This window comes from Pseudescherichia sp. (assembly GCF_031987975.1).
Classification (GTDB): Bacteria; Pseudomonadota; Gammaproteobacteria; order Enterobacterales; family Enterobacteriaceae; genus Pseudescherichia.
Genome location: NZ_DALZYX010000007.1, coordinates 1 through 12,118 on the forward strand (window position 1 = coordinate 1; position 12,118 = coordinate 12,118).

At 56.9% G+C, this 12,118-nt stretch carries 11 protein-coding genes and 1 tRNA gene; 4 read left to right on the forward strand and 8 right to left on the reverse strand.

The genetic code is table 11. The annotated features are described in order from the left end of the window. The first annotated feature begins 79 nt into the window (after positions 1 to 79). From RTN40_RS13400 to pnuC, 3 genes are all read left to right on the forward strand, one after another. A tRNA-Lys gene (locus RTN40_RS13400) sits at positions 80 to 155 on the forward strand. 300 nt (positions 156 to 455) lie between these two features. Next, positions 456 to 1,496, forward strand: coding sequence for a quinolinate synthase NadA (gene nadA / locus RTN40_RS13405; RefSeq protein ID WP_312229160.1), 1,041 nt, complete (start codon positions 456 to 458; stop codon positions 1,494 to 1,496). 66 nt (positions 1,497 to 1,562) lie between these two features. Further along, the gene (gene pnuC / locus RTN40_RS13410; RefSeq protein ID WP_312228888.1) at positions 1,563 to 2,282 is read left to right on the forward strand and encodes a nicotinamide riboside transporter PnuC; all 720 of its coding nucleotides are present in this window, start codon (positions 1,563 to 1,565) and stop codon (positions 2,280 to 2,282) included. On the opposite strand, the gene zitB is transcribed toward pnuC, so the two are convergent. After that, entirely contained in the window at positions 2,279 to 3,223 is a 945-nt protein-coding gene (gene zitB, locus RTN40_RS13415) for a CDF family zinc transporter ZitB (RefSeq protein WP_312228889.1), read from the reverse strand. The two genes, pnuC and zitB, sit on opposite strands and share 4 nt — an antisense overlap. A 115-nt stretch (positions 3,224 to 3,338) precedes the next feature. Further along, complete coding sequence (locus RTN40_RS13420) at positions 3,339 to 3,797, reverse strand: protein YbgS (RefSeq protein ID WP_312228890.1); 459 nt, start codon at positions 3,795 to 3,797, stop codon at positions 3,339 to 3,341. Positions 3,798 to 4,116: 319 nt separating this feature from the next. Here RTN40_RS13420 and aroG point away from each other — a divergent pair, with 319 nt between their 5' ends. After that, the gene (gene aroG, locus RTN40_RS13425; RefSeq protein ID WP_312228891.1) at positions 4,117 to 5,169 is read left to right on the forward strand and encodes a 3-deoxy-7-phosphoheptulonate synthase AroG; all 1,053 of its coding nucleotides are present in this window, start codon (positions 4,117 to 4,119) and stop codon (positions 5,167 to 5,169) included. Between the two features lie 41 nt (positions 5,170 to 5,210). On the opposite strand, the gene gpmA is transcribed toward aroG, so the two are convergent. The 6 genes from gpmA to modF all read right to left on the reverse strand — a co-directional run bounded on the left by gpmA (position 5,211) and on the right by modF (position 12,094). After that, positions 5,211 to 5,963, reverse strand: coding sequence for a 2,3-diphosphoglycerate-dependent phosphoglycerate mutase (gene gpmA / locus RTN40_RS13430; RefSeq protein WP_042392192.1), 753 nt, complete (start codon positions 5,961 to 5,963; stop codon positions 5,211 to 5,213). A 207-nt stretch (positions 5,964 to 6,170) separates the two neighbouring features. Continuing rightward, positions 6,171 to 7,211 (reverse strand): galactose-1-epimerase, encoded by a 1,041-nt coding sequence (galM, locus tag RTN40_RS13435; protein ID WP_312228892.1) that lies wholly within the window; start codon positions 7,209 to 7,211, stop codon positions 6,171 to 6,173. After that, positions 7,205 to 8,353 (reverse strand): galactokinase, encoded by a 1,149-nt coding sequence (gene galK / locus RTN40_RS13440; RefSeq protein WP_312228893.1) that lies wholly within the window; start codon positions 8,351 to 8,353, stop codon positions 7,205 to 7,207. The genes galM and galK overlap by 7 nt, the downstream gene beginning before the upstream one ends. 2 nt (positions 8,354 to 8,355) lie before the next feature. Then, a complete protein-coding gene (gene galT, locus RTN40_RS13445; protein ID WP_312228894.1) occupies positions 8,356 to 9,402 on the reverse strand; it encodes a galactose-1-phosphate uridylyltransferase in 1,047 nt (348 codons plus the stop codon). A 10-nt stretch (positions 9,403 to 9,412) separates the two neighbouring features. Continuing rightward, positions 9,413 to 10,429 (reverse strand): UDP-glucose 4-epimerase GalE, encoded by a 1,017-nt coding sequence (gene galE, locus RTN40_RS13450; protein ID WP_312228895.1) that lies wholly within the window; start codon positions 10,427 to 10,429, stop codon positions 9,413 to 9,415. A gap of 192 nt (positions 10,430 to 10,621) precedes the next feature. Next, positions 10,622 to 12,094: a molybdate ABC transporter ATP-binding protein ModF gene (gene modF, locus RTN40_RS13455; RefSeq protein ID WP_312228896.1), complete on the reverse strand. Its 1,473-nt coding sequence runs from the start codon at positions 12,092 to 12,094 to the stop codon at positions 10,622 to 10,624. Positions 12,095 to 12,118 lie beyond the last annotated feature (24 nt).

Here is a 12,118-nt window from a genome sequence, read left to right on the forward strand (position 1 = left end):
GCAGTTGACTTTTAATCAATTGGTCGCAGGTTCGAATCCTGCACGACCCACCAATTAAATATTCAGGCAGCACCCGGAAGGGTCGTTAGCTCAGTTGGTAGAGCAGTTGACTTTTAATCAATTGGTCGCAGGTTCGAATCCTGCACGACCCACCAATTTCAACATAAAGAATAGATGTTGAACGTGAAGGATAACGTTGCTTTAGCAACGGCCCAAAGGGCGAGGCAAAGCCGAGTCATCCTGCACGACCCACCAATGCAAAAAAGCGCCCTAAAGGCGCTTTTTTGCTATCTGCGATATGTCGCTGCCCGACATACTCATCTGACGCCTATTTATTGTGACTTTTATCCTGCGATCCGCTATCTTGTTTAGTATATAAAACACAAATGCCTTATCCTTGGTCAGACACAGCAGGCATGGGCATTATTGTTAAGTCAGCAAAACGAGAAAGCATGATGAGCGTAATGTTTGATCCTGAAACCGCGATCTACCCCTTCCCGCCTAAGCCGCGTCCACTGAGCCTCGACGAAAAAGCGTTTTATCGCGAAAAAATAAAAAAATTACTCAAAGAACGCGATGCGGTCATGGTGGCCCATTACTATACCGATCCGGAGATCCAGCAGCTGGCGGAAGAGACCGGGGGATGTATCTCCGATTCGCTGGAGATGGCGCGCTTCGGGGCAAAGCATCCTGCCTCCACGCTATTAGTTGCTGGGGTGCGCTTTATGGGCGAGACCGCTAAAATTCTTAGTCCGGAAAAAACCATTCTGATGCCTACTCTGGATGCAGAGTGCTCCCTCGATCTTGGTTGCCCCATTGAAGAGTTCAGCGCCTTCTGCGATGCCCACCCGGATCGCACCGTCGTGGTCTACGCCAATACCTCCGCCGCCGTTAAGGCCCGAGCGGACTGGGTCGTCACCTCCAGCATCGCCGTCGAGCTGATTGAGCATCTGGATAGCCTCGGGGAGAAGATCATCTGGGCACCGGATCGCCATCTCGGCAGCTACGTGCAGAAGCAGACCGGGGCAGATATCCTCTGCTGGCAGGGGGCATGCATCGTCCATGACGAGTTCAAAACCCAGGCGCTGGCGCGTATGAAAGCCCTCTATCCCAACGCCGCCGTTCTTGTTCACCCGGAGTCGCCGCAGGCGGTGGTGGATATGGCGGATGCCGTTGGCTCCACCAGCCAGTTGATCAATGCGGCCAAAACGCTGCCGCACCCGCAGCTTATTGTCGCTACCGATCGCGGGATCTTTTATAAGATGCAGCAAGCGGTGCCGGAAAAAGAGCTGCTGGAAGCGCCTACCGCCGGAGAGGGAGCAACCTGCCGTAGCTGTGCGCACTGTCCATGGATGGCCATGAACGGCCTTCAGGCCATTGCTGAGGGGCTGGAGAAGGGGGGGGCTATGCATGAGATCCAGGTAGACGCAAAACTGCGTGAAGGCGCACTGCTGCCGCTTAATCGGATGCTGGATTTCGCCGCAACGCTGCGTTGATTACGCACGTGTCGATAACGGCTATGATTGTTAAGACAATTTCACTTTTCAATACGCGGGGCAAAAATGGATTTTTTTAGTACGCAGAATATTTTGGTTCACATTCCGCTGGGGGCAGGTGGCTACGATCTCTCGTGGATAGAAGCGGTAGGCACCCTTGCCGGACTGCTATGCATCTGGCTCGCTAGCCTGGAGAAGATCAGCAACTACGCCTTCGGCCTCATCAACGTGACGCTGTTTGCGGTGATCTTTTTCCAGATCCAGCTCTATGCTAGCCTGCTGCTGCAGCTCTTCTTCTTCGCAGCCAACATCTACGGCTGGTATGCCTGGTCGCGGCAAACAACGCAGAACGAAGCCGCGCTGCAAATCCGCTGGCTGCCGCGCGGTAAGGCGATTGCCTGGCTGGTTATCTGCGTCCTGGCGATTGGCCTGATGACCCTGTTTATCGATCCGGTGTTCACCTTCCTGACCCGTATTGCGGTCTCTATTATGCAGGCGCTGGGTTTAAGCGTAGCGATGCCAGCGCTACAGCCTGATGCTTTCCCCTTCTGGGACTCCTGCCTGATGGTGCTGTCGATTGTGGCGATGGTGTTGATGACCCGTAAATATGTCGAAAACTGGCTGCTGTGGGTCGTAGTTAACGTGATTAGCGTGGTGATCTTTGCCCTGCAGGGCGTCTACGCCATGTCGCTGGAGTACCTGATCCTGACCTTTATTGCGCTGAACGGCAGCCGGATGTGGATTAACAGCGCGCGGGAACGAGGCTCGCGCGCGCTGGCGGGCTAATGGTGATGGTGGTGAGCGTGGCCGGAGGGTAGGGTATTCAAATTGCACTCCGGCCCGCTGCATGGGCGGTACTCCATCTGAATCGTGACGTGTGAAATCTGATAGTGATGAACCAGAAAGTGCTGGATGCGTTCCAGCAGAGCATCGTGATCGTGCGGAGGAATAACCTGCACGTGTAGGGTCATGACCGACTTCTCTCCCACCGTCCAGACGTGCACATGGTGCACGTCACGCACTTCCGGGACATCCCGGCGCAGATGGCGACGCAGCGCCGCAATATCCAGCGATATCGGCGCCCCCTCCAGCAGTTCATTCACACTCTCTTTAAGCAGCTTCCAGGCACTGCGTAGCACCAGACAGGAAACCAGCACTGAGAGTATCGGATCGACCGGTGTCCAGCCGGTCCAGAGGATCACCAGCGCAGCGACAATGGCGCCCACGGAGCCGAGCAGATCGCCCAATACGTGCAGCGCCGCCGCCCGTACGTTCAAGTTCTTCTCTTCGCTGCCGCGATGCAGGATCCAGAATGAAACCAGATTAGCCACCAGGCCCGCTACGGCGATGCCCAGCATGGCAACCCCCGCGACCGGCTGGGGGTGATAGAAGCGTACAACGGCTTCCCAGACAATCATAAAGGTGATGACCACCAGTGCGAGTGCGTTCACAAACGCCGCCAGGGTGGTAAGCCGTAGCCAGCCAAAGGTGCGCTGCCCGCTCGGAGGCCGACGGGCGAAGCGCACGGCCAGCAGGGCGAAGAGCAGAGCGGCGGCATCGGTAAGCATGTGACCGGCATCGGCCAGCAAGGCCAGCGAGCCGGAGAGCAGCCCACCAATAACTTCAACCACCATAAACAGGGCGGTAACGCTAAAGGCTAACAGCAATCGACGGGCATTGTCGTCATGGTGTTCAGAAGAGGGAGCGTGTGAATGGTGATGCGCCATGAGTGTCATTCCATTTAATGTATTCTCAGCGACTTACATCATTGCAGATTTTTATTTCTTCGGCACAAAAAAATAAGGAGAGCCTTAGCTCTCCTCATGTTACGCATCAACGGTATTACTGGGAAGTACCGTCGGTTTTGGTATCCACATCGTTATTCATACCGTCGCCGGTTTCCACTTTTTTATTCACGTCCGGGCAACGACCATCCTTACACATGCTGTTTTTATGGATGTCGTCTTTGTCCATATGCTGACCGTCGGCGCTGGTAGAGGCCCCACCGTTGGAGTGCAGCATGCCGCCGGTAGAGGTGCCGGTAGCGCCACCGGTTGCAGTGCCGGTAGTACCCGTAGTGTTAGTACCGGTAGAGCCAGTTGCTGCGTTGGTGTTGCCAGTATTGATGTTGCTGTTATCTACATTGTTCGGCGGCAGATTTTCTTTAGCGCCCGGTGCTACTGCCCCGGCGTCTGCAGCGGCATTCGCTGCACCGTTACTGTTTGCTGCCGCGAGTGCTGCGCCGCTAGCCAGAGTCAGGGTAGTCGTCAGTAAAAGTGTGGCCAGTTTATTCATTTTCATAATCGTGCTCCTGTTCTCGTCATTACATTGGATAGCGATATCCAACAGTGCAGATGCGAAACGGATTATTCGCTCAGTAGTGAAAGATGCCAAATCTGGCCAAAAAGGCAGAATGGAATCTGGATAAAAAATAAAAACAAAGTGTTTACAGGTAAAAAGTTTAGTCAGGTTGCCAGCGTTCGCTAGCGACTCGCCCTTTTTTATCACTTTTCAGGAATATTCCGTATTGAGTGTAAAAGCCCGTTTACACTTCCTGACGGAGCCGTTAGATTGGAGGGATTGCACTCTCTGACATAAGTATGGCAACGCTGGAACGAACATGAATTATCAGAACGACGATTTACGCATTAAAGAGATTAACGAACTGTTACCCCCTGTCGCGCTGCTGGAGAAATTCCCGGCGACGGAGACCGCAGCCAATACGGTTTCTCATGCCCGTAAGGCGATCCATAAGATCCTCAAAGGCAGTGACGATCGTCTGCTGGTGGTGATCGGACCCTGTTCGATTCACGATCCGGCAGCGGCCAAAGAGTATGCTGCCCGCCTGTTGACCCTGCGCGAAGAGCTGAAGGGTGAGCTTGAGATCGTCATGCGCGTCTATTTTGAAAAGCCGCGTACCACCGTGGGCTGGAAGGGGCTAATTAACGATCCGCATATGGATAACAGCTTCCAGATCAACGACGGCCTGCGCATCGCCCGCAAGCTGCTGCTGGAGATTAACGACAGCGGTCTGCCAGCGGCGGGGGAGTTCCTCGATATGATCACCCCGCAGTACGTTGCTGACCTGATGAGCTGGGGCGCAATTGGCGCGCGCACAACCGAGTCTCAGGTGCACCGCGAGCTGGCATCCGGGCTTTCCTGTCCGGTAGGCTTTAAAAATGGTACCGATGGCACCATCAAGGTAGCTATTGACGCTATTAACGCCGCCGGCGCGCCGCACTGCTTCCTCTCCGTCACCAAGTGGGGCCACTCGGCGATTGTGAACACCAGCGGCAACGGCGACTGCCATATTATCCTGCGCGGTGGCAAAGAGCCGAACTACAGTGCGAAGCACGTTGCGGAAGTTAAGCATGGCCTGGAAAAAGCCGGGCTGTCACCGCAGGTGATGATCGATTTCAGCCATGCCAACTCCAGCAAGCAGTTTAAAAAGCAGATGAGCGTGGGTGAAGACGTCTGTCAGCAGATTGCCGGCGGTGAGAAGGCGGTAATTGGCGTGATGATTGAGAGCCATCTGGTGGAGGGTAATCAGAGCCTGGAGAGCGGTGAGCCGCTGGTCTATGGCAAGAGCGTAACGGATGCCTGCATCGGCTGGGAAGATACCGACGCGATTCTGCGTCAGCTGGCCAACGCGGTGAAAGCGCGTCGCGGTTGATAATTGTGCCCGGCAGCAGCGCGCCGCCGGGCATTTAACAATTACTTCGCTTTACCCTGGTTTGCTACCGCCGCTGCTTTTGCAGCGATTTCGTCAGCGTTGCCCAGATAATAGTGTTTGATCGGCTTGAAGTTTTCGTCGAACTCATACACCAACGGTACGCCAGTCGGGATGTTCAGCTCAAGGATCTCATCTTCACCCATATCGTCGAGATACTTCACCAGCGCACGCAGGGAGTTACCGTGTGCGGCAATGATCACGCGCTCACCGCTTTTCAGGCGCGGCAGAATAGTTTCATTCCAGTAAGGGATCACACGATCGATGGTCAGCGCCAGGCTTTCGGTCAGCGGCAGCTCCTGCTCAGTCAGGGATGCGTAACGCGGATCGTGACCCGGGAAGCGCTCGTCGTCTTTGGTCAGCGCCGGCGGGGTGACCGCGAAGCCGCGACGCCACTGCTTAACCTGCTCATCACCATACTTCTCAGCGGTTTCGGCTTTGTTCAGACCCTGCAGCGCACCGTAGTGACGCTCGTTCAGTTTCCAGGATTTCTCTACCGGCAGCCAGGCCTGATCGAGTTCATCAAGGACATTCCACAGGGTGTGGATGGCGCGTTTCAGCACGGAAGTGTAGGCAAAATCAAAGCTGAAGCCTTCTTCTTTCAGCAGCTTACCTGCTGATTTTGCTTCGCTCACGCCTTTCTCAGACAGGTCAACATCGTACCAGCCGGTGAAGCGGTTTTCGTTGTTCCACTGGCTTTCGCCATGACGAACCAGAACGAGCTTAGTAACAGCCATACTCTCTCCTTAATAAACCTGATTGAATGATAACAATTCTCATTATATTGCCGTGACGACGCCAGCGGCAACGCATAACCATTACCATAGCGAAAATAGTGGCGCAGTGTAAGGTACTTGTGAAATCGGGGTTAGGATTTTGTCCGTAAACGATGCTTATTTCAGCAGGATGGACAAAAAAAGCCCCGTTAAAACGGGGCTGTACGGTTATTGCGGAATAAACTGATACTCGGTCACGCTCACGTATTCTGCGCCGGGACGGAGGATGACGTCAGGCTGCGGATACTCCGGGTGGTTTGGGCTATCCGGCAGGAACTCACTCTCCAGAGCCAGCCCCTGATACGCGCTGTATTCACCCTGTTCGCGGGCAGGAGTCCCCTCCAGATAGTTACCGGAATAGAACTGCAGCGCCGGGGCGGTTGTGTAGACGCTCATTTGAAGCTTCCGGTCCGCCGACCAGAGATGCGCCGCTGGCTGGCTGGCATCACCCTTCGCCTGGAGCAGGAAAGCGTGATCGTAGCCTTTCACCTTCCGCTGATCCTCATCCTGAAGGAAATCATTGGCGATGATTTTCGGCTGACGGAAGTCAAAGCTGGTGCCTTCAACCGCCTTCAGCTCCTGATAAGGGATCCCAGCTTCGTCCACCGGCAGGTATGCATCCGCCAGCAGCTGCAGCTGGTGGTCGCGCACGTCCGACTGCACACCATTAAGGTTAAAGTAAGCGTGATTGGTCAGATTTACCGGGCAGGGTTTGTCCACGGTAGCGCGATACTCAATAGAGATGCGGTTATCCTCCGTCAGACGGAAGAGGGCACTGGCATTCAGGTTGCCAGGATAACCCTGGTCGCCGTCGGGGGAGTTCAGGCTCAGCAGCGCTTCGCTGTCGTTTTTACGCACGATGCGCCAGCGGCGCTTATCAAAGCCTTCCGGCCCGCCATGAAGCTGGTTTTCACCCTGGCTCGGCAGCAGCGAGTAGCTCTGCCCGTCAAGGGTAAAGCGGCTTTTAGCGATCCGGTTAGCATAGCGGCCCACCGACGCGCCCAGATAGGCGGTCTGCTCCACGTAGCGCTGGGGGGTATTGCAGCCCAGCAGCGTTTCACGTACCGAGCCGTCCGGCATTGGCACACGGGCGGAGAGCAGGGTTGCGCCCCAGTCCATCAGGGTCACCACCATCCCCGCGCCGTTGCGCAGGGTGATCAGGCGGTATGCCAGCCCGTCCGGAGCCAGCGCAGGGGTTTCATTTAGCATTGTCCTGCCCCCTCTGATGCCTTACAGACATAGAAGGTCTCTTTGATGCCGGTTTTGGCTTCATACTGTGCCGCCACCGCCTCCTGAACCTGAGCGACTAGATCTTCCGGCACCAGCGCCACGATACAGCCGCCGAAGCCGCCGCCGGTCATGCGTACGCCGCCTTTATCGCCAATGGTCTCTTTAACAATTTCCACCAGCGTGTCGATCTGCGGTACGGTGATCTCGAAATCATCGCGCATAGAAGCATGGGACGCTGCCATCAGCTCACCCATCCGCTGTAGATCGCCTCTCTCCAGCGCGTCGGCCGCTTCCACGGTACGCTGGTTTTCGGTCAGAACGTGGCGCACGCGTTTGGCAACCAGCGGATCCAGCTCATCAGCCACGGTATTGAACTGCTCCAGGGAGACGTCGCGTAGGGCCGGCTGCTGGAAGAACCGCGCCCCGGTTTCACACTGCTCGCGGCGGGTGTTGTATTCGCTGCCCACCAGGGTGCGTTTGAAGTTGCTGTTGATGATAATCACCGCCACGCCCTGCGGCATGGATACCGCGCGGGTGCCCAGCGTGCGGCAGTCGAGCAGCAGAGCATGATCCTTTTTGCCGAGGGCAGAGATCAGCTGGTCCATGATGCCGCAGTTACAGCCAACAAACTGGTTCTCCGCCTCCTGGCCGTTGAGGGCGATCTGCGCCCCATCCAGCGGCAGATGATAGAGCTGCTGGAAGACCGTACCCACGGCGACCTCCAAAGAGGCCGACGAGCTTAAGCCTGCCCCCTGCGGCACGTTACCGCTGATCACCAGATCCGCCCCGCCAAAGCTTTTGTCGCGGTTGAGCAGATGTTTCACCACGCCGCGAACATAGTTTGACCACTGCTGGCTATCATGGGCAAGGATCGGCGCATCCAGAGAAAATTCGTCGGTCTGGTTATCATAGTCGGCGGCGATGACGCGCACGGTGCGATCCGTACGCGGCGCGGCGCTGATCACCGTCTGGTAATCGATGGCGCACGGCAGCACGAAACCGTCGTTGTAGTCGGTATGCTCGCCGATCAGGTTGACACGGCCCGGAGCCTGAAACGTATGCGTGGCAGGATAGCCGAATTTCTCAGCAAACAGAGATTGCGTTTTTTCTTTCAGACTCATGGTTAAACTCCTGATTCACGAAAATGGATATCACTGACCGCCCGCAGGCGCTCGGCGGCCTGTTCCGCCGTCAGGTCGCGCTGGGTCTCCGCCAGCATCTCATAGCCGACCATAAATTTGCGTACCGTCGCGGAGCGCAGCAGCGGCGGATAGAAGTGGGCGTGCAGCTGCCAGTGTGAATTTTCTTCGCCGTTAAACGGTGCCCCGTGCCAGCCCATGGAGTAGGGGAAGGAGCACTGGAACAGGTTGTCATAGCGGCTGGTTAATTTTTTCAGGGCCAGGGCGAGGTCGCTGCGCTGGTCGTCGCTGAGATCGGTAATACGCAGCACCGGCGCTTTTGGCAGCAGCAGCGTCTCAAACGGCCAGGCCGCCCAGTAGGGCACTACCGCCAGCCAGTGCTCGGTCTCGACCACGGTACGGCTGCCGTCAGCCTGCTCGCGCTTCACGTAGTCCAGCAGCATCGGCGTCCCGTTGGCAGTAAAGTAGTCCCGCTGCAGGCGGTCTTCGCGCTCAATCTCATTAGGCAGGAAGCTATTGGCCCATACCTGGCCGTGCGGATGCGGGTTAGAGCAGCCCATCGCCGCCCCTTTATTCTCAAACACCTGCACCCACGGGTAGGTCTCACCCAGTTCGGCGGTCTGCGCCTGCCAGGTCTGCACAACCTCCTCCAGCGCCGGGAGGCTCAGCTCCGGCAGGGTTTTGCTGTGATCCGGCGAAAAGCAGATCACCCGGCTAACGCCGCGGGCGCTCTGGCAGCGCATCAGGGGATCGTCGCTCTCCGGTGCGTCCGGCGTGTCGCTCATCAGGGCAGCAAAGTCGTTAGTGAACACGAAGGTGCCGGTGTAGTCCGGGTTTTTATCGCCGGTGACACGGGTATTACCCGGGCAGAGGAAGCAGTCTGGCTCGTGCGCCGGCAGGGTCTGCTGGGATGGCGTCTCCTGCGCGCCCTGCCACGGACGCTTGGCACGGTGCGGTGAAACCAGGATCCACTGACCGGTCAGCGGATTGTAACGGCGATGAGGGTGATCGACCGGGTTAAACTGTGTCATAGGATCCTCCTTAATCCGCATAGCCCTGCGGGTGACGTGACTGCCAGCGCCAGGTATCCTGCGCCATCTCATCGAGTGAGCGGGTAACGCGCCAGTTCAGCTCTTTATCGGCGCGGCTAGCGTCCGCCCAGTAGGCGGGCAGATCGCCTTCGCGGCGCGGGGCAAAGTGGTAGTTAATCGGTTTGCCGCAGGCTTTGCTGAAAGCGTTAACCACATCCAGCACGCTATTGCCGACCCCTGCGCCAAGGTTATAGATATGCACTCCGGCCTTACCTGCCAGGGTCTGCATGGCGGCAACGTGGCCGTCGGCCAGATCCATGACGTGGATATAGTCACGCACGCCGGTCCCGTCTTCGGTCGGGTAGTCGTTGCCAAAGATAGCCAGCGATTCGCGACGGCCTACCGCCACCTGAGCGATATAGGGCATCAGATTATTAGGAATGCCCTGGGGATCTTCACCCATGTCACCTGACGGATGCGCACCAACCGGGTTGAAGTAGCGCAGCAGAGCAATGCTCCACTCGGGATCGGCTTTTTGCAGGTCGGTAAGGATCTGCTCAACCATCAGCTTGCTCTTGCCGTAAGGACTTTGCGGCGTGCCGGTCGGGAAGCTCTCAACATACGGGATCTTCGGCTGGTCGCCGTAGACGGTAGCCGATGAGCTAAAGATAAGGTTTTTGACGTTAGCCGCGCGCATGGCAGCGACCAGACGCAGGGTGCCGTTGACGTTATTATCGTAATACTCCAGCGGCTTCGCGACGGATTCGCCCACCGCTTTCAGGCCAGCAAAGTGGATCACCGTATCGATAGCCTGCTCGCGAAGCACGTCCGTCAGCAGCGCTTCGTTACGAATATCGCCCTCGATAAAAGTGGCTTCTCTACCGCCCAGCTGGGCGATGACCGGCAGTACGCTTTGCTTACTGTTGCAAAGGTTGTCGAGAATAACGACGTCGTGGCCGCTCTGTAGCAGCTGCACGCAGGTATGACTGCCAATGTAACCGCTACCACCTGTAACCAGAACTCGCATATTTGGCTCCATTAACCATATGTTATCTAATAACGATAGCATAACAGAGAAGCAAAAAGTGTGACATGAACGAAACTAGTGGAATCGCTTACACTAAAAGATTGCAGCGGGAAAGGCGCTTTAAATGCCCTGTAATATCAAGCAATTAAAGCGCTATTATGCGCCTGGTCTGAAAAACTTCAGCCAAACGGCTTAGGCCAGACGATCGATACGGTAGCTATAGCTGTCACCCTCAGGCACAAAGTACAGCCGGTGAGTAATGCAGGCGGGAGCGTCCTGAGCATGGTGGGAAACAAACAGCAGCTGGGTTTCGCCCTGGCCTATCAGCACGTCAACAAAGCGGCGAACCAGCTGTCGGTTGAGCGGATCCAGCCCCTGTAGCGGCTCGTCGAGGATCAGTAGGGTAGGGTGCTTGACCAGTGCCCGGACGATCAATGCCAGCCGCTGCTGCCCCCAGGAGAGGCTATGAAAAGGGGAATTGGCGGTGCGATCGTCAATGCCTAAAATATTCAGCCACTGCTGGGCCAGCTTCTGCTGCTTATCCGACACCGCCTGGTAGATGCCAATCGAATCAAAATAGCCGGAGAGGATCACGTTACGTACTGTGGTGCTGACCCGGTATTCCAGATGCAGGCTGCTGCTAACGTAGCCGATATGTTTTTTGATATCCCAGATGGTCTCGCCGCTGCCCCGGCGGATGCCAAACAGCGTCAGGTCGTTACTGTAGCCCTGGGGGTGATCGCCGGTGATCAGGTTAAGCAGCGTCGATTTACCCGCCCCGTTAGGGCCGATAATCTGCCAGTGCTCACCGGCATTCACGGTCCAGCTCAGATGGTTAATGATGGGCCGATCGTTATAGGAGACCACGCCGTCATTTAGCACAATGCGTGGCGCATCGGCTGCCAGCAAATGGTGGGCAGGGGGTTCATCCGGCTGCGGCAGGGCCATCTCCGCCAGCGTCTCGCTGTGGGCCAGCTGGGCAATCAGGGCCTGCGCCAGCAGAGCCTGCTTTGCGCCGGTTTCGCTCAGGGCGCAGTCCACCAGTACTCCGGCGTTGGCGACAAAATCTGGGATCTCATCGAAGCGGTTAAGCACTAGCACGAGGGTGATACCCTGGGCATTGAGCTGACCCAGCAGATCCGCCAGCTGGCCGCGAGAGGCCACGTCCAGACCGTCAAAAGGCTCGTCCAAAATCAGTAGCTCGGGATCGGCCATCAGCGCCTGGCAGAGCAGGGTCTTGCGCGTCTCGCCGGTAGAGAGGTACTTAAAGCGGCGATCGAGGAGGGCGCTAATGCCGAAGCGGGCGGCCAGTTCGGCGCAACGTGTCGGATCCTGCACCTCATCCTGAATAATCTGCGCCGTGGTGCGGCCGGTATCCTCTTCCCCAGGGCTGAGCAGATCGGTGTTATTCCGCTGCCACTCGTCGCTGACCAGCTTCTGCAGCTGCTCAAAGGAGAGGCGGGTGACGCGGGTGAAGGTGCTCTCCCGCGTGCCTTTCAGCAGGGTAAGCTCACCGGCCAACGCTCTGGCGAGGGCCGATTTGCCGCTGCCGTTGGTGCCGACAAAGGCCCAGCTTTCTCCGGCGCGCAGGCTAAGGTCGCTGATAGCGAGCGTGCGTGTATCGCTAAGACGAAACGTGCCTTGCGAAATATGCAATAACGACATGACGTATCCCATTTTTTGCAGCAG